Annotated in this window: 18 protein-coding genes; 7 read left to right on the forward strand and 11 right to left on the reverse strand. The window is 38.4% G+C overall.

Going from position 1 to position 18,674, the window contains the following annotated elements:
• Together QF028_RS21260 and QF028_RS21265 are read right to left on the reverse strand one after the other, a co-directional pair.
• On the reverse strand, nt 1-792 hold the full coding sequence (locus tag QF028_RS21260) for an ABC transporter permease (protein ID WP_214998169.1): 792 nt from the start codon (nt 790-792) through the stop codon (nt 1-3).
• Nucleotides 793-1,800 (reverse strand): ABC transporter ATP-binding protein, encoded by a 1,008-nt coding sequence (locus QF028_RS21265; RefSeq protein WP_429468514.1) that lies wholly within the window; start codon nt 1,798-1,800, stop codon nt 793-795.
• A 160-nt stretch (nt 1,801-1,960) separates the two neighbouring features.
• Here QF028_RS21265 and QF028_RS21270 point away from each other — a divergent pair, with 160 nt between their 5' ends.
• The 3 genes from QF028_RS21270 (at nt 1,961) to QF028_RS21280 (ending at nt 9,350) form a co-directional block, all read left to right on the forward strand.
• The gene (locus QF028_RS21270) at nt 1,961-3,256 is read left to right on the forward strand and encodes a glutamate-1-semialdehyde 2,1-aminomutase (protein ID WP_429468517.1); all 1,296 of its coding nucleotides are present in this window, start codon (nt 1,961-1,963) and stop codon (nt 3,254-3,256) included.
• Nucleotides 3,257-3,577: 321 nt separating this feature from the next.
• Nucleotides 3,578-8,047, forward strand: coding sequence for a glutamate synthase-related protein (locus tag QF028_RS21275; RefSeq protein ID WP_429468519.1), 4,470 nt, complete (start codon nt 3,578-3,580; stop codon nt 8,045-8,047).
• 229 nt (nt 8,048-8,276) lie between these two features.
• A complete protein-coding gene (locus tag QF028_RS21280; protein WP_214998173.1) occupies nt 8,277-9,350 on the forward strand; it encodes an FUSC family protein in 1,074 nt (357 codons plus the stop codon).
• A gap of 14 nt (nt 9,351-9,364) precedes the next feature.
• Here the strand turns inward: QF028_RS21280 and QF028_RS21285 are convergent, their stop codons facing one another.
• From QF028_RS21285 to fabL, 5 genes are all read right to left on the reverse strand, one after another.
• Nucleotides 9,365-11,131, reverse strand: coding sequence for an ABC transporter ATP-binding protein (locus QF028_RS21285; RefSeq protein ID WP_429468522.1), 1,767 nt, complete (start codon nt 11,129-11,131; stop codon nt 9,365-9,367).
• Between the two features lie 86 nt (nt 11,132-11,217).
• A complete protein-coding gene (ntdP, locus tag QF028_RS21290) occupies nt 11,218-11,748 on the reverse strand; it encodes a nucleoside tri-diphosphate phosphatase (RefSeq protein WP_088085870.1) in 531 nt (176 codons plus the stop codon).
• A 203-nt stretch (nt 11,749-11,951) separates the two neighbouring features.
• Complete coding sequence (locus QF028_RS21295) at nt 11,952-12,209, reverse strand: YgaB family protein (RefSeq protein WP_214717005.1); 258 nt, start codon at nt 12,207-12,209, stop codon at nt 11,952-11,954.
• Between the two features lie 149 nt (nt 12,210-12,358).
• Nucleotides 12,359-12,685 carry a gamma-type small acid-soluble spore protein gene (locus QF028_RS21300; protein ID WP_214998175.1) on the reverse strand — a complete coding sequence of 109 codons (327 nt, stop codon included), beginning with the start codon at nt 12,683-12,685 and terminating at the stop codon, nt 12,359-12,361.
• 75 nt (nt 12,686-12,760) lie between these two features.
• Entirely contained in the window at nt 12,761-13,510 is a 750-nt protein-coding gene (gene fabL / locus QF028_RS21305; RefSeq protein WP_214998176.1) for an enoyl-[acyl-carrier-protein] reductase FabL, read from the reverse strand.
• A gap of 114 nt (nt 13,511-13,624) precedes the next feature.
• Between fabL and QF028_RS21310 the strand changes: the two genes are divergently transcribed.
• Entirely contained in the window at nt 13,625-13,849 is a 225-nt protein-coding gene (locus QF028_RS21310) for a hypothetical protein (protein ID WP_168242299.1), read from the forward strand.
• A gap of 26 nt (nt 13,850-13,875) precedes the next feature.
• Here the strand turns inward: QF028_RS21310 and mutY are convergent, their stop codons facing one another.
• On the reverse strand, nt 13,876-14,976 hold the full coding sequence (gene mutY / locus QF028_RS21315; protein WP_429468527.1) for an A/G-specific adenine glycosylase: 1,101 nt from the start codon (nt 14,974-14,976) through the stop codon (nt 13,876-13,878).
• A 125-nt stretch (nt 14,977-15,101) separates the two neighbouring features.
• On the opposite strand from mutY, the gene QF028_RS21320 reads away from it, so the two are divergent.
• A complete protein-coding gene (locus tag QF028_RS21320) occupies nt 15,102-16,082 on the forward strand; it encodes a metal-dependent hydrolase (protein ID WP_214998178.1) in 981 nt (326 codons plus the stop codon).
• Between the two features lie 27 nt (nt 16,083-16,109).
• Here the strand turns inward: QF028_RS21320 and QF028_RS21325 are convergent, their stop codons facing one another.
• Nucleotides 16,110-16,379 carry a YfhJ family protein gene (locus QF028_RS21325; protein ID WP_429468530.1) on the reverse strand — a complete coding sequence of 90 codons (270 nt, stop codon included), beginning with the start codon at nt 16,377-16,379 and terminating at the stop codon, nt 16,110-16,112.
• A 127-nt stretch (nt 16,380-16,506) separates the two neighbouring features.
• On the opposite strand from QF028_RS21325, the gene QF028_RS21330 reads away from it, so the two are divergent.
• Nucleotides 16,507-16,683 carry a small, acid-soluble spore protein K gene (locus tag QF028_RS21330; RefSeq protein ID WP_066070009.1) on the forward strand — a complete coding sequence of 59 codons (177 nt, stop codon included), beginning with the start codon at nt 16,507-16,509 and terminating at the stop codon, nt 16,681-16,683.
• Nucleotides 16,684-16,740: 57 nt separating this feature from the next.
• Here the strand turns inward: QF028_RS21330 and QF028_RS21335 are convergent, their stop codons facing one another.
• A complete protein-coding gene (locus tag QF028_RS21335; RefSeq protein WP_429468532.1) occupies nt 16,741-17,067 on the reverse strand; it encodes a YfhH family protein in 327 nt (108 codons plus the stop codon).
• A gap of 86 nt (nt 17,068-17,153) precedes the next feature.
• Here QF028_RS21335 and QF028_RS21340 point away from each other — a divergent pair, with 86 nt between their 5' ends.
• Nucleotides 17,154-17,831 carry an SDR family NAD(P)-dependent oxidoreductase gene (locus QF028_RS21340; protein ID WP_410889534.1) on the forward strand — a complete coding sequence of 226 codons (678 nt, stop codon included), beginning with the start codon at nt 17,154-17,156 and terminating at the stop codon, nt 17,829-17,831.
• An 8-nt stretch (nt 17,832-17,839) separates the two neighbouring features.
• On the opposite strand, the gene recX is transcribed toward QF028_RS21340, so the two are convergent.
• Nucleotides 17,840-18,655, reverse strand: coding sequence for a recombination regulator RecX (recX, locus tag QF028_RS21345; protein ID WP_429468535.1), 816 nt, complete (start codon nt 18,653-18,655; stop codon nt 17,840-17,842).
• Nucleotides 18,656-18,674: the final 19 nt, after the last annotated feature.

Consider the following 18,674-nt stretch of genomic DNA (forward strand, 5'->3'; position numbering starts at 1 on the left):
TTACCCCCCTTGAATAATCAGTTGTTTCTTCGCCAAAATCCAAAGAATTTGGATTGGAAAAAATAATATGATTACCCAAACAAATTGTTGAGAAATTGCTTCTAGTGCCTGGGTATGGGAAAAACCTTTAGTAACAATCATACTGGGAAAATAACTGATTCCTTGAAAGGGAAGAAATTTCATCACATCCTGTGCCCAGCCTGGAAAAAAACTAATCGGCAGTAGCAGCCCTGAAAATAAATCAATAACGACACGTTTTGCCCGAATTAGCCCAGAGTTATTATATAAGAAGAAAGTAGTGATCCCAGTTAATAAATTTAGTTCCGTATTAATAAAAAAACTTAACAGGATGGAGAGCGCAAACAATCCCCAGACACTTGGATCCCAGGTGAATTTAATAGGAAAGACGAAGTAAACAATGATCATTCCCGGTGCAGAAAAAAAGAATAACCTGAAAATCCCTTCCCCCAGACCTTGCATCGTTTTCATACCAAGATAATTATAGGGCCTGATTAATTCAATAGCCACTTTACCTTCCATAATTTCTAATGCCATTTCACGATCAAGATTGTTGAAGTAAAATGCTCGCGCCATCCAGGAGACCGCTACATATGTGGTCATCTGAGTGACAGATAAACCAACAATATGTTCCTTAGAACCATAAATCGCCGACCATAAAAAATAATAGGCCCCAATGTTAATGCTATAGATTAGAATTCCTGTGTAATAATTGGTACGGTATGCAAGCATCATTAAAAAGCGGATTCTAATCATTTCAAGGTATTTCTCCACTTATACTGCACCCTTTTCATAAATATTTCGAATGATTTCTTCTGTAGATGTTTCGTTTATTTTAATATCTTTAATTTTAAATGCAGCTACTACTTTGGCAATTACTTGTGAAATAAGTTCATCATTATCATCAAGTGTGGCGGTAAAGATTTGCTTTTTTTCGTCAAGGTCCCACTTAATAGGCATTCCGCTGGTGAGATTTTGCACGGCAGAAATTCCAACCTTCTCTAGAAACTGAAACTGAAGTTCTTTTCCTTCGCCCCATTTCTCCTGGAGATTCTTTAGCGCACCATCATAAATAACCTTACCTTCATCGAGCATAATCACCCGCTCGCATAATGCCTCAATATCGGTTAAATCGTGGGTGGTTAAGAGGATTGTCGTTTGATATTTCTCATTGATTTCTTTTAAAAAATCACGAATTTTCAACTTAACGAGTACATCTAAGCCAATCGTCGGTTCATCCAAAAACAATAGTGGCGGATTATGAATCAACGCAGCCGCAAGCTCACACCGCATTCTTTGGCCAAGAGATAATTTGCGCACAGGCTTATCTAAGAGCGGCTCGATATCTAATGTTTGTATCACATGATTCATGTGGCTGTTATACTCTGCATCTGATACCTTATACACCTTTTTCAAAAGGCGAAAGGATTCTTGAACAGCAATATCCCACCATAATTGCGAACGCTGTCCGAAAACAACTCCAATGGTTTGAACAAATCGTTCCCGTTCTTTATGAGGATTCATGCCATTAACGATGATTTGTCCAGAAGAAGGCGTTAAAATTCCTGTAAGCATTTTAATCGTAGTTGATTTCCCGGCACCGTTTTCACCGATATAACCGACCATTTCACCCTTTTTCACTGTAAAATTAATATCATTTACAGCCGGAACAACTTTATAATTTCTTGTTAGTAAGTCCCGAAACGCCCCTTTTAAACCTGTCCTGCTGGAATATGACTTAAACTCTTTTCGTAAATTTTTGACTTCAATCACATTTTTCATTTTTTCCTCCCGAAACAATGCCCTAAAGAATTAGTTTAGCCAATTGAGGTTGATAAAACAACAATCAAGCACCCCATTAATTATCGCAAAAGTGAAAACAGATTAAGTGGGAGAAGAAAAGTGATAAAATAGGTAAGAAGCAATTTAAGGAGGAAAAAAAATGAAATTTATTAATTCAGAAAGATTACATAATGAAGCACTTGAACACATTGTTGGTGGAGTTAATAGCCCCTCTCGTTCTTATAAAGCTGTTGGCGGAGGTGCTCCGGTTGTAATGGAGCGCGCACAAGGTGCTTACTTTTGGGATGTCGACGGTAATCAGTATATCGATTATCTCGCAGCATATGGACCCATTATTACCGGTCATACCCACCCACATATCACAGAGGCAATCAAACGTGCGGCAGAAAGCGGCGTCCTTTATGGTACACCAACACCCCATGAAGTGAAATTTGCAAAAATGTTAAAAGAAGCAATTCCTTCTATGGAAAAAGTTCGTTTCGTAAACTCAGGAACGGAAGGCGTGATGACAACGATCCGAGTTGCTCGTGCCTACACTGGCAGAGATAAAATTATTAAATTTGCAGGCTGTTATCACGGTCATTCAGACCTCGTCCTTGTTGCAGCAGGCTCGGGGCCATCTACATTAGGCACTCCAGATTCTGCGGGTGTTCCGAAAAGTATTGCGCAAGAAGTGATAACGGTACCTTTCAATGATATCGAACCATTTAAAGAGGCAATAGCTAAATGGGGCGACCAAATTGCAGCAGTATTAGTGGAACCCATTGTCGGTAACTTTGGGATTGTAGAACCAAAGCCAGGTTTCCTGCAGGAAGTTAATGAGATTACTCATGCATCAGGGGCACTTGTGATTTATGATGAAGTCATCACGGCCTTCCGCTTTATGTACGGCGGTGCTCAAGATTTATTAGGCATCCAGCCAGATCTAACCGTGTTAGGTAAAATCATTGGCGGTGGTCTTCCTATTGGTGCCTACGGTGGCCGAAAAGAAATTATGGAAACCGTTGCCCCGCTCGGACCAGCCTACCAGGCAGGGACAATGGCAGGGAATCCCGCTTCCATCCTTTCAGGTATCGCCTGTCTAGAGGTTTTAAAACAAGAAGGAATATATGACTATTTAGACTCTTTAGGTGCGATGCTTGAAGAAGGAATTTTAGAGGCAGCTAAGGAAAATAATATTCAAATTACCATTAATCGTTTGAAGGGTGCGTTAACTGTTTATTTTACAAATGAAAAAATCGAAAACTATGTACAAGCTGAAAACACAAACGGTGAAACATTTGCAAAGTTCTTTAAACATATGCTCCATCAAGGAATAAACCTTGCTCCATCCAAATATGAAGCATGGTTCTTGACAATCGCTCATACTGAAGCAGATGTTGAAGCAACTCTACATGCGGTAAGAAATGCATTTTTCTCACTTAACAACGAATAAATATGCACATTTTATGCACAAAAGGGAGTGGAAATCACTACCTTTTTTTTATAAAATCATCTTGAAAACGTTTACAATAAGATGTTCCCTCATTTATCCTACACCTTTTAACCACTATTTTCTTATCCAAATTACTGCATATTTATTTGATTTCTGAAAATTCTTATGATACTATTAAATTATTATTTTTAGATATACTTTTTAACTTTATACCTCGTTAAAGTAACAACCGAAAACTAACTACAAACACTATATTCTCAAACTTTAAGTTTCATAGGAGGTGAAAGAGGCCTTAGCAGATATCTGCTAAAGCCTAATAAGATGACACAAAAATGGACCCCTTCCCTTTTCAAAGATTTCCATAAACAAGAACACGATGCCTGCGGGATTGTCGCATGCCTTGAAAAAACTAAGAGCCCAACTAGAAAAAATATATTTGATTGTATAGACGCTCTTGTGACAATGAATCATCGCGCAGGTTTTATTAACGGTGAAGGCGATGGCGTTGGCATTCATACCGATATCCCTGTCGAGCTTTGGAAAGAAAAATTGCTTCAGGCTGGCCAGGAACCATCACTAGCTGAAAAAGAAGAATTTGCTGTTGGTCATGTTTTCATTAGTCAAAAGGTAAACTGGGAAACTACCAAACAAGAATTAATTAAGAAGTTGGAAAAATACGACTTTGATTTAATTTATGAAACTGATAAGGTTACGGACACTTATGCACTTGGTCCCATTGCTATTCAGGAAAACCCTGTTTTTTGGCAATTTGCCTGTCTTTCCACAAAAAAAGGGCAGGAATTATCAAAATCCCTTTTCGATGCATTAGTTGATTTAGAAACAAACGAGCATGTCCATGTGGCTTCACTAAGTCAGAACCATGTGGTTTATAAGGTAATGGGGGCTGGGGATATTCTTCCACGTTACTATTATGACCTTGCGAATCCACTTGTTGCTTCAACCATGACACTCGGACATAATCGCTATTCTACGAATACACTTTCAAGCTTTTTCCGGGTACAGCCGTTTAGTGTTCTCGGGCATAATGGGGAGATTAATACCATTGCAAAGCTTCGTGATGAAGCAAAAATGATTGGTGTACCGCTTGTCAAAGATGGCAGTGACTCCCAAGATTTAAGCCGTACAATGGAAACATTAATTTGCCGCGAAGGATTTTCATTATTTGAAGCAATGGATGTTTTATTCCCGCCAATTATCAATGAAATTAAGGCATATCCTGAAAATCTCCAAGATCTATATACCTATTTAAGGGAAGCATGGGGACACTTTGCCCAAGGACCTGCAGGTATTATTTCTAGATTTGGAGATGAAGCAGTATTTAGTGTGGATGCTCTTGGCCTTCGTCCGCTTTGGATGCTTGAAATTGATAGTTCTTATCTGTTTTCTTCAGAACCAGGAATCATTTCTTCAAGCGAATATACGAACGATCCGAAGCCTTTAGCACCAGGTGAAAAGGTTGGCTTTAAATGGAACGGTGAAACGTTAGAAGTATATGAACAAGCTCGTTTTCAGAATGAGGTCTATACTCGTTTCTCTGATAAGTTAAATTTCAATGAATCGAGAACGCGTTTGCTGCCACCAGCTTTAGGTAAAACAGTTACAATGAATTATCCTGACAAAATCCATAATGGACAATATAAAGCTTTTGGCTGGGAAAGAGATCATATCCAATTAATCGAACAAATGGCAGAAAAAGGTGTGGAACCCATTCGTTCACTTGGCCATGATGCCCCACTTGCTGCGCTTAACCCAGAGCGTAAAAATATTGCCGATTATTTTAAAGAAAGTGTTGCCGTTGTAACGAATCCTGCTATTGATAGAGACCGTGAAACAGAACACTTTTCCACACGTGTAATTATTGGTAAGCGTCCAACCTTATTCAATAAAGAAAATAGTGAAACTGTAATCGAACTAACAACTCCTCTATTATTGGAAGGAAAAGCTGGCTACAGCCTATCTGAAAGTTTAGATCAGCCAAGTTTTGATCAAGTTGTCCACCATTTTCAGGAACAAAAGTTAGTAACCTTTATATCTACTACCTTCAAAAAAGAAGAAAAGTTAGAGCTTGCATTAGAAAGACTTGCAAATGAAGCAGTTCAAGCAGTTCAGGCTGGAAAAACATTACTTGTTCTTGATGATGCAAAAGCACACCAAGAAGATTCCTATTGGATTGATCCGCACTTAGTAACATCTGCGATTGATCAAGCACTAGTTAAGGCAGAAATAAGAAGGGATTGTTCTTTAGTTCTACGTTCTGGAGCTATACGATCACTTCATGACATTATCACTGCTTTTGGATTAGGGGCAGATTTAATTAGCCCATATTACATGTTCTTAACGGTTCAAGACGAGACAACTAAGCCTTTAACCAATCTATATAGTGCTTTGACAAAAGGATTAGAAAAAGTAATTTCAACAATAGGCATTCACGAACTGAGAGGTTACGGCCGCCTTTTCTCAAGTATCGGATTACATGAGGAAATCGCTAGCCTATTAAACATCGTTAACTTTTTTGGCTCGAAGGAACTTGAGACTGATTTTGAAGCCATGAAGATGGATGCTTTGTCTAGAGCAGAAGATTACCATAATGAAAAGGAAAGAGTCGGAAAGACTTTCCATCTCTTCCCACGTATTTGGAAGGCCATTGGTGAAGTGGCTGCTACTGGTGACTACAGTAGTTATCGTGATAAAATCTCCGAACAAGAAACGGAGAATCCAACAACGATTCGCCATTTAGTTCAACTTAAAAAGAGTCATAAATCTCTCTCACCTGATGAGGTTAATCTTCGTGTTGGGGACCATGATTTACCGTTTCTTATTTCTTCGATGTCATTTGGTTCTCAGAATGAAACAGCATTCAGAGCTTATGCTGAAGGAGCAGACCGGTTAAACATGATAAGCCTAAATGGTGAAGGCGGAGAAATCAAAGATATGCTTGGCAAATATCCAAAAACAAGAGGTCAGCAGATTGCCTCTGGAAGATTTGGCGTAAATGCTGAACTACTTAACTCTTCAAATCTATTAGAAATCAAAATTGGGCAAGGAGCTAAGCCTGGTGAAGGCGGTCACTTACCAGGTTCAAAGGTAACTGCGAAGGTTGCAGAAGCACGTAATGCAACACTTGGTTCTGATTTGATCTCACCATCAAACAACCATGATATCTACTCAATTGAAGATTTAGCACAAATGATTCTTGAATTAAAAACGGCAAACGATCAAGCAAAAATTGCTGTTAAGGTTCCAGTTGTACCGAATATCGGAACGATTGCTGTCGGTATTGCCAAAGCTGGTGCAGACATTATCACCTTGAGCGGCTTCGATGGCGGTACTGGTGCTGCCAGAATACATGCCCTTCAGCATGTTGGTTTACCAGTAGAAATTGGTGTAAAAGCAGCACATAATGCCCTACTTGAAAGCGGCCTTCGCCATAAAGTAGAAATCTGGGCTGATGGTGGTATGAAAAGTGCCATGGACGTTATGAAGATCATGCTTCTTGGTGCAAACCGAGTTGGTTTCGGTACGCTTTCAATGCTGGCAATTGGATGTACGACTTGCCGTGGTTGCCATTTAGATACCTGTCATGTTGGTATCGCGACACAAATTGAATCAGAAGCACAAGCGAAGGATCATGGCTTACGACGTTTTGTTCCACGCCAATTAGAATTAGCAGTGCAGGGAATTATGAATCTCTTCACAGCCTTTGGGACAGAGTTAAAGACAATTGCAGCATCGGTTGGTATTCGCAATTTACAGGATGCTGTTGGACGTTCTGATTTATTAGAGCAAATGAAAGGCCAAGGCCAGCTTAGCCTCTCCTATTTGTTAAAGCCGCTAGAAATTAGCCAATTTGCAAAAACAGAAGCATCTAAATCAATTGAAGAAGTTCAAATGCAGGTTGCAGTGGGTGCAGAGTATCTTGATGGCAGTGTCGATCAGTTACACTCATCTCGCGAATTTGTAAGTGTCACTTCTGAACAACGTGTGCTAGGAAGCCGTGTTTCATGTCATCGTGTTCGTGGAAGACTTGATGGTTCATACAAGCAACTTCCATCCGTACAACTTAAATATAAGGGTGGTTCCATTCCTGGAAATGGTTTAGGTGCTTATAATAGTGAAGGAATTGACATCACTGTGAATGGCGGAGGTCAGGACGGTGTCGGAAAGACTTCTTTTGGTGGAAATATCTATATCCTAAAATCCAAGGGTAAAGATGGCAATTATTACAACGGTTCCGTCGGAAAAGGGTTTGGATATGGTGCTCAAAAAGGTCTTCTTGTTGCACAAGGAAATGCCGATGCACGTGCAGGGATTAGACTTTCAGGTGCTGACCTAATTATTGGCGGTGCTGTTAAGAAGCCACTTCCAGAAAAAGAAGCAGGTAACATTGGTTCAAATGCTAATATTAAAGGTTTTGCCTTTGAATACATGACTAATGGCCGCGGCCTTGTACTGGGAGACCCAGGACCATGGATTTGTGCAGGAATGACGGGCGGGGTTATCTATATTCGCCAGCAGCCTGAGATGGGATTAACGAAAGAAGCCATTCAAAGAAGGATTGCAAAAGGAGCTAAGGTTTCAGTTGTTGATCTAAACGAAAAAGGCAAACAGGATATAAACGAGCTATTAACCAAGTATACTGACTTGCTTGATCAGAATGGTCAGGCTGACGAAGCTAATCAACTTCGTGTACTTTTAACTGATCTTGAAAATCAATTTGTGCAGGTTCTTCCTGTCAAAGAACAAGCAGATCCAGCTGTATCAACAGAATGATCAAGAATACTAATAGTAACGTCCGCTGCTCTAGCGGGCGTTTTTTAATATGACATTTTCCTGTAAAAAATGAAATATAAATTCATATTATTTCTCTTGATAATATATGATAATCAATGTATAGTAACTTATTGCTGATTGAAAAAGCGCCAGTTCTGTTTTCGATGTAAAACTGTTACCTGGGGCTGCCATAAACTATATATTTATTTTTGAAAGGAAACTATTTGGAATGAAGTTAGGTGCCCGCATCTTAAAAACGGGAATTGCCATTGTGTTATCCCTTTACTTAGGTCAGTTATTACATTCACCCTCACCGGTATTCGCCGGCATTGCTGCCATATTTGCGATACAACCGACCATTTATCGCTCCTATTTAACAATCATTGAACAAATTCAAGGAAATATCATTGGTGCTTTACTTGCAGTGGTTTTTGTACTTCTGTTAGGCAATCATATTATTGTCATTGGCTTGGCTGCTATTATTGTGATTGGCATTAATTTAAAGCTTAAACTCGAAAATACGATTGGTTTATCACTTGTTACGTTAATATCCATAATGGAAACACCAGGTGGCGATTTCATACCATTTGCCGGGATCCGTTTTTCTACCATCATGATTGGAGTCTTTTCTGCATTTTTAGTCAATCTAGTATTTATGCCGCCAAAGTATGAAAATAAACTTTATTTTAGAATGACGAGCACAACGGAAGAAATTATTAGATGGATCCGTTTAAGCACCCGGCATGACTTCGATCATAATCTTCTCAAAACAGATATTGATAAATTAAAAGAGAATATTATTCAAATGGGCCAGTTCTACAGTATGTACAAAGAAGAACGCAGTTATTTTAAGAAAAATAGTCTGGAAAAATCACGTAAGCTTGTTATTTATCGGCAAATGCATTCTGCAGCAAAAAAGGCACTTGATACTTTAAAAAGACTTCATCGTTTTGAGAATGAATTATTACACCTTCCAGAAAAATTTCAACAATCGATACAGGAACAATTAGACTGCCTAATTTACCATCATGAACAGCTCATGCTTAGATTTATTGGTAAAATTCCAAACCCTCCTGCCAATTCTGAAAATACGATCTGCTTAAATAAAAAGGAATTATTTGATTTATTTTTACTCCACCAGCAAGAAATTACCGACCATGATAATCCACTTCATTATCATACCATGCAAATTGTTGCTTCGATTATTGATTACGGTGAACAGGTAGAACATCTTGATACACTGATTACAAGCTTCCATTCGTATCATCATAATGAAGTCTCGATCGACGAAGAAAATATATAAAAAACCGAAGCAAATTACTCTGCTTCGGTTTCTTTTTGTTCTAACTGCTGCACTTGAAAAAGTTTGTAATAATTTCCTTTCCTCTCCATCAACTCGTCATGTGTTCCGACTTCTACAATTTGACCATGTTCAATCAGGACAATTCGATTTGCGTGAGTAATCGTTGACAATCGGTGTGCAACAATAAAGGTAGTCCTATCCTTGGCTAACTCCTTGAGTGATTCTTGTATAGCATGCTCACTCTCTAAATCTAGTGCAGAGGTTGCTTCGTCAAGAATTAAGATAGGTGGGTTTTTCAAAAAGACACGGGCAATCGCAACTCGTTGTTTCTGACCTCCAGAAAGCTTAACCCCTCGTTCGCCTACCTTGGTGTTATACCCTTCTGAGAGATTTAAGATAAACTCATCGGCATTGGCCGCTTTTGCAGCCATGTATACCTCTTCAGCGGAAGCACCTGGTTTTCCTAATAAAATATTATCCATAACCGATTCACTAAATAAGATATTATCCTGAAAAACCACACCAATTTTATCTCTCAGAGTTTGAACCTTAAATTCACGGATGTCTACCCCGTCTAAGGTGATGCTTCCTTCGGTCACGTCGTAAAAACGGGGAATCAGACTAACAAGTGTGGATTTCCCGCCGCCGCTCATTCCTACGAGCGCTATCGTTTCTCCCCTTTTTACATCTAAAGTAATATTTGTCAAAACCATTTCCTCTTTTTTTTCATAAGAAAAATAAACATTCTTAAACGAAATGTCCCCGTGTACCTCGCTGCATTCTCTCGCATTAGCTTTATCCACGATATCATACTTTTCATCCAAAAATTCAAATACCCGATCCATAGATGCAAACGATTGAGTAATTGTGGTGGAAGAATTAACTAGTCTTCTTAATGGATTGTAAAGCTTATCAATATAGGCAAAAAACGCAACCATTGTCCCAAGTGATAGTTGACCTTGAATGACGAGGTAAGCAGAATAGCCAATGACTATTAATGGGGCAATATCCGTAATCGTATTAACAGCCGAAAAGGCTTTCGCATTCCAGCTTGTATGCTGTAATGCCTTTTCTAAGAAGTTTTTATTCTGCTTATCAAATTGGCCTTGTTCATAGTCTTCGATCGCAAAGCTCTTGATTACGGGCATCCCTTGCACCCGCTCATGTAAATAGGCCTGGACTTCGGCTAGGGCCTGTGAACGCGAACGTGTCAATATCCGTAAATTCCCAAAGAAAAATCTAATCGAGAAGGCGTAGAGTGGAAACAGCAAAATCGAAACAAACGTCAGCTTAACATTCATAGAAAACATAAGAATAATTGCAATAATAATTGTGGCTATATCCAGACAAAGGTTCATTAATCCTGAAATGACAAATGTCTTCGTTTGCTCAACATCATTGATAACTCGTGATATAATTTCTCCAGCACGGGTATTTGAAAAATACCTAAAGCTTAACTTTTGGATATGTGTGTACATCGTATCCCGAATATCATATAATATTTTACTGGACGTCCACTGGGCAAAATATTGCCGATAATATTCGATTGGCGGCCTCACGATGACAAAGATTACTATCATTACACCCATAATGAACATCAGTTTATCCATTTTTTCACCGTGGGATAGGGTAGGACTTCCAACAATGTCATCGACAACATATTTAATCAGCATCGGAATCATTAGTGGAATGGAAAATTTGATTACTCCAATGATAATTGTCCCAATTACTTGCAAACGGTATGGTTTTACAAATTGAAGATACCTGCGAATACTGCTCAAGTTGGTCCTCCTTTCGGAATCTTCTTTAATAAGCAAATAAAAACCTGTTGATCAAATCAACAGGCGCATATAATTCTAATTGCCATCTAACGTCTGTATGTTAAATAACGTTCGTACCAGATATCGATAAAATCTGGTGCAAAAGGGCCATTCCGCTGCCGAATCCATTGAATCAACTTGTCAACATTCCTTTTTAGGATTTGATCGATAGGAGCTGGATAATTCATTTCCCGGCGATGACGTTCATACTCATCCTCGTCTAATAAATTAAAGGTCATATCAGGAAACACCTTTATATCAAGGTCATAATCAATATACTTTAGTGCTTCGCCATCAAAGATAAATGGTGAACTGATATTACAGTAATAATAGATACCATCCTCACGTATCATTCCAATCACATTGAACCAATATTGTGAATGAAAATAACAAATAGCTGGTTCTCTTGTTATCCAGGTCCTGCCATCTGATTCTGTCACAAGTGTTCGGTCATTGCCTCCAATCACCAAATTTTGTGTCCCTTTTAAAACGGTTGTTTCTTCCCAGACGCGATGGATGTGCCCATTGTGCTTATAACTATGTATTTGCATTGGTTCACCTTCGATGGGTACGCCCATGTTTCTCCCCTACCTTCATTCCTGAACGCTTTGTAACCTATTCTTAACAATATATAAATAAATAATGACAAAAGGCAACAAAGTACAATTCCTATTTTCTATTATTATAACGGTTGGGAACAGATTTTAAAACAAAAGAGCCATATTTCAATGGCTCTTTGTAAAAATTTGCGAATTTTTTTAGTTATTCTTGGTTTTTTCACCTAAAAAGATGCTGTTAGGTTCATTTCCCGATAGGAATTAATTACCTCTTCTGTCTGCTTTTCAAAAATGGTCTGGATCTCTTTCAACTCTTTTTTCTTCAGTCGGATATCAGCTTGAACACTTTCAAGGTCTGTAGCATCCTGCAATGTTTGTAGTTCTTCTTCGATTTGTTGACAACGTTCAAGTTCTCCTTGAAGGTATAGCAATTTTTCCATCGTCACCATTTGATCGGAAACTAATCGGTTAAAATGATCCATTTCCCTCACCGCCTTATTAGTTGTATCTAATATGTATTCTCGAACAGGCCTTATTCTCCTTTGACAAAATATGTAACCTTAAGAGAAGTTTTGTCGAAACAGAAAGAAGACACTCTATACGAATCTAGAGTGCCTTCTGCATACTATTATTAGCTTTGACCAAATTGGCCATTACCTTGGTTTTTACGAGCTTGAGATTGTTGGTTTTGTTGCCTTACTTCTTGAGCATCTGTTTGGCTTGCAAATTCAGTTCCGAATTGGCCTGAAGAGCCTTGGGAACCTTGTCCTGAAGCAGATTGAGACTTTTGAGCCGATTGTTGGTTTTGTTGTCTTACTTCAGCAGCATTTGTCTCACTCGCGAATTCAGTTCCGAATTGGCCTTGAGATCCAGATTGAGATTGAGCGTTTTGTTGTCTTACTTCCTGGATGTTAGTTCCAGCTGAAGTTTTGTTTGGCTGTTGATTGAAGTTTGCCATTGATATCACCTCCACGAATATAATGTAACCATGCTTCGTGGAGATTATCCTCAAAAAATATTATTTAAAAATAATTTAAACAAGTAATGAAATTCCACCATCAATAATGATAGTCTGTCCCCTGATCATGCTTGAATCATCAGATAAAAGGAACATTACACAGTTAACCATGTCATCAATTTCGACCATTCTTCCAGCAGGAGTCTTTTCTTTTGCTTCTTGAAGAAGCTCTTCACGGTTTGGAAAATGTTTTAATGCTTCGGTATCGACAGCACCGCCTGAGACTGCATTAACGACAATATTCTTCGGTGCTAGCTCAACTGCCAAATATCTTGTCAGAGCCTCAAGTGCTGCTTTAGAGACCCCTACAACCGTGTAATTTTCTAAATAACGGATGGAACCGAGAGAACTGATGCTGACAATTTTCCCCCCACCATTTCTTTCCATTAATTTTGCTGCTTCCTGTGCACAGAATAACAAGGCTTTACTATTGATGTTTAAGGTCCAATCCCAGTGGGATTCTTCTAATTCCATGACTGGACGCTGAACTCCTGATGCTGCATTATTGACAAACACATCCAGGCGGCCAAATTCTGCCTCAATTTGCACGAACATTTCTTTAATTTTAGCAACATCGCCAACATTTGCTTTTACAATTAATACCTTTCTCCCTAATGCCTCAATTTGCTCGGCAGTCTCTATGGCACCCTTTTTACTTCTTGCATAATTAATAACGATATCATATCCTGCTGCAGCTAATCGAAGTGCAGTCGCCTTGCCGATTCCCCTGCTGCTTCCGGTAATAAGTGCTACTTTCTGAGTCATCTAACTATTCCCTTCTATATTCAAGTATTGTTATCATTTTAACTTTTCCAGGAATAGAAGACAATTATTATAAAACACTAAGGAATAAATAACTTATGAAAGGAAGTAGAAAATATGTATGTTGGACGGGATATGACAGAGCTTTCAATGATGGCTAAATCTGATTGGGAAAACAGTGAGCTTGCTTTTTTTCATCACTCATTTCAGCAAATTACTCCATATTTAAATAGCGAAGGACAAACGATTCACCGCGAGATTATTGAAGAAATTGAGAATCGCGGCGGAATCAATCGTCAAGAAGCAGATTATACACATGGAACAAAAACGGTATATGAATGAAAATGAACGCCGCTTAAATACGGCGTTCATTCCATCTGGTGTTCATGAAAAATCTTGAGCATTTTTTGGGAGGATACAGGGAAAGCAAACTCTTTCATTTCTTCGAATGAAACAAGTTTCCATTCTTCATTTTCTTGAAAGACTGAATTTAAGGTCCCTGAATAGACCTTAATATTCCACACTAAGTGGGAAAAAGTATGTTCCAGCTGACCGATAATTTTTTCAAATTTTACTTTTAAATCAAGTGAATGGTGAAATAGGTCCGCTACCTGCTCCCGTTCATTTAGTAAGGGGTGATGGATCTCAACATTAGGGAATTCCCATAAATTTGCGAGCAGTCCAGTTGCCGGCCTCTTGTGGATTAATACCTTACCATTTCCATCCAAAAGGATAGCAGCAGCAAGTTGAACGTTTCGTGTCTTGGTTTTTTTAGTTTTTATCGGAAGTTCATTTTGAACTCCCTCATCAAAAGCTTGGCAATGTTCTCGAACTGGACATAATAAACATGAAGGAGAAGTGGGTGTACAAATTAACGCTCCCAATTCCATTAACGCTTGGTTGAAAGAGGAAGGGTCTTCATGTGAAATTAACTGTCGCACTGCTTTTTCAAAAATTTTCCGCGAAGATGATTTGGCAATGTCATCCCAGATGGAAAGGACTCTCGAAATGACCCTCATCACATTTCCATCCACAGCCGGCTCTGGAATTCCATAAGCAATACTTAATATCGCACCAGCTGTATATGGCCCCACCCCTTTTAGTCCAGCTATCTCTTCTGGGGTGTTTGGAACCTCTCCGTCATATTTCTCGCTTACCTCCTTTACAGCTGATTGCAAATTTCGAACCCTTGAATAATATCCCAGCCCTTCCCAGGCCTTTAGCACTTTATCCTCCTCTGCCTCGGCTAGGTCTTCAATCGTGGGAAACCATTCAATAAAGCGGTTAAAATAGGGGATAACTGTATCTACTCTTGTTTGTTGGAGCATTATTTCTGAGACCCATATTTTGTATGGATCTTGGTCTTTTCGCCACGGCAAGTCCCGTTGTTCTCGTTTAAACCAGGATATTAAATCATTTTGAAAAGCAGATATGTTGATTTTTTCTATATTCTTTAGTTCGATTATCATAACTTTTGTTCCTCCAGATGTTGTTAACATGTATGAAAAAAGGCAATATAATAAGTAGTGTATTTGTTTTACGATAATTCAATTTGTTTAGTTTTACAAGAACTATATTGAAGGAGGATTCCCTTTTGGATACAGGAACTCATGTTGTCATGGGTATTGCTCTTGGTGGTCTTGCTACGCTTGATCCCGCAGTAATTAGCAGCCACGCGACCACGACGAGTGTTTTAATTGCAACCATTGCTGGGTCGCAAATACCTGATATAGATACCGTTTTGAAGCTAAGAAATAATGCCATATACATTCGAAATCATCGCGGGATTACCCACTCCATCCCTGCTGTAATATTGTGGCCACTCGTCCTGTTAGCCGTAATCTATCCGTTTTTTCCTGATGCCAATCTTTTTCATTTATGGGCTTGGACATTTGCAGCTGTTTTTATCCATGTATTTGTTGATATATTTAACGCCTACGGTACGCAGGCTCTAAGACCTTTTTCTACAAAATGGGTCGCTCTAGGCGTTATAAATACGTTTGACCCGATTATCTTTGGGTTCCATATCATTGGAATCGTTATTTGGGTATTAGGAGCAAATCCAGGTTATACCTTTTTGATAATGTATGCAGTCATTATAGCTTACTATCTTGCTCGTTTTAGGGCGAAAAAAAGGGTATTGGTTGAGGTAAAAAGAATAATTCCCGATGCAACAGAAATAATTATTGCACCAACCATGAGGTTTCATCAATGGAGAATTGCTGCCATGAACAAGAAACAATTTTTTGTGGGAAAAGCAGTAAATAAAAAAGTTGAAATCTTAGACCATTTTAATCGAATACCCGTTCCGAAAACACCCGTAATCGAGGCAGCAAAAAAGGATAAAAACCTTTCAGCATTTTTATCCTTTTCACCAGTTTATCGATGGGAAGTCGATGAATTTATTGATTTTTACGAAGTTCGCTTCATTGATTTACGCTATCGGAGCAATGGACACTATCCGTTTGTGGCCGTTGTTCAATTAGATTGTAACTTAAATCCAATTAGCTCCTATACGGGGTGGGTGTTTAGTGAAAAGAAATTACGAAAGAAATTAAGTATAATTCCAAGTTAAAAAGCGGTGACTTTGTCACTCGCTTTTTTAATTTAAACTATCCTTTTCCTGATTTAAATAATCCTTGTATTTTGGGTTTGTTGCTGCAAATTCATGCAGTTTATCACCGTAGTTTTCTATCCTTTGTTTGACAATTCTTTCTGCTACTTCACTGCCCATATATTCCCTGCCCGCTTTTGCATAAGTGGTTTCAAAATCATCCCAAAGAAGTTCAACCCAGGTTCGTGCCTGGTTATAGGAAAGTTGATCGTTTTTAGCTAATAGCAGTTTTGTTAATCTTTCATGATAATCGTTCATTCATCCACCTCATTGCCAATTTCTTTTAACATAACCTATTTTAAAAAAGCAGATACTATCTTTACGTGGTAAGCATTGAGAATGCTTTGCTTTTCACGTGTTCTCATTCCCTTAATGGAGGTACAGCATGAGAAATAAAGCAACGAATTTCCCAAATCAAAATAATAACAAGCTCGAGGGAGAACCAAGAGCAAAAGCAGAATACGCTTCAACAAGAGCAGATGGCACGATAAATACCCATCCACAGGAGCGGATGCGTGCTTCTGGAGAGCGCGATGATGAGTCGCCACAGGTTTATAAATAAACCTTCCTATCTGTAAAAACAAGACAAGCCAGAGGTCTTATTCTCTGGTTTGTCCAATTATTTTTTTGGCTGATTCAATATTGAAATTGGCAATGCTTCTTCTTTTCCCTCTCCTGCAAGTCGATAACCCCAAGCAAACACACCATTCATATAATCAATTTTAAAATATTGTCCTGGGTCCCCGTCTATTTCATAAATTTCTCCAGGTTTAAACGAATGAGGGTCAATCAGGTATGCTCTCGCCATTTGAACCTTTCGTTCCAGCACGGCAAACTCATTGACCATTCCCATTTGTTCTGCTTTTCTGGCTTGTTCTTGGAGCATGCCAATTTCTTGTCTTAATTCATGTTCTGACATGGTACTGTAGCGTTTCTCCTGTTGCATTTGAATTCACTCCCCTTATAACTTCATTTTAGTATATTATAATATAATAAATAAAGGATGAACTAATATACAAAGGAGATTTTAGAATGAAAACGATCATTATTACTGGGGCAGGCTCTGGTTTAGGAAAAGAATTAGCGCACCTCTTTTCGCAAAAAGGCTATCACCTTTTGTTAACAGGGCGGACATTTGATAAATTAACAACTACAAAAGAAGAAATTGAAGCAAGTGGAGGAAGTGCTGATATCCTTCCTATAGATATTGGAAATGCGAAAGATGTTTCGAAAAAAGCTGAAGAAATTAGTCATACATATAATATATACGGATTAGTTAATAATGCTGGAGTTGGTCATTTCGGTCCATTTGTGGAAATGAATGAACATCACATTACAGAAATGATCAACACAAATGTTTTAGGAACTCTTATGATGACTAAAGCAATATTACCCCTGCTGTTAAAGACTTCGGAAGGACGCATTTTGAATATTATTTCAACAGCAGGCTTGCGTGGAAAAGTGAATGAAGCGGTTTATGTGGCCAGTAAATTTGCAGTTAGAGGATTTACCGAGAGTCTGCAGAAAGAATACGAAGGGAGTGGGATTAAATTTAATGCTGTTTATATGGGCGGAATGGACACACCGTTTTGGGAAAATAGTGACCATGTCAAGGATACCTCCCGTTTCCGCTCACCAAGGGAAGTTGCCGAAATAATTATCGAGCAAATGGACCAAGATTCCATAATTATTGAAAGTAAAAAATCATGACGACTTTGTCATGATTTTTCCATTTCTGATAAATAGATTTCGATGAGCTCTATCGGGAACCCTTTTCGATATAATGCATGCTTCATCTTTTGTTCATATTCAAAGCCACTGAATTTACTATATTTTCGATGGGCCTTTTCCCCTTGGAATCTGATTGCTCCCATTTCCTCATCATCCTCGTTGTTTATGGAGACATCATTAACAGCAATATTAATGACTTCATATGGATAACCTTTTCTAAGGAGCAGATTCTCAAGTTTCTGTTTTTGAATTTTTAATGATTCCTTTGTATTCTTTTCGCAAAACTTTGAGCTTATTTTGGTTGCTTTTTCAATCTGTTGCTCAAGAGGATATTCCTTTAGTGCATGGTTGAGAATTCCTTCTACTATTCCCTTTTCCTTTAATTCCATTTTAATTACATTAGGACCTTTATCAGTGGTATTCGCTTGGGTTCGTACATAGGCCAACGCGAATTCCTCGTCATTTATGTATTTCTGTGCAGTTAATCTATGAAGAATTTCATTGATGACAGGTTCATCTATTTCCTTTAATACAAGATAATCTTTTATTTCTTTTTCTGATCTCATTCTTCTAGCTAAGTAATGAATGGCTTTGTTGTATGCTTTGCGAATGTCGTCTTGATACTGAATTTCCACAAAGGAAAAATCATCAAGCTCCATTCCTTTTTTTAATTGAAATTTGATTAGAACATCACTGTCGACACTAAAGGCAAATTCCTCACCCTTACCCTTACCGTAATCCATAAAAATATTGAATCGATCTTGAGTTTTCTGTTGTGTGGTGATCTTTGTTATAATGGCCACGTTATTCACCTCATCAATA

It is taken from the genome of Neobacillus sp. B4I6 (genome assembly GCF_050434045.1).
Taxonomy (GTDB): Bacteria; Bacillota; Bacilli; order Bacillales; family Cytobacillaceae; genus Neobacillus.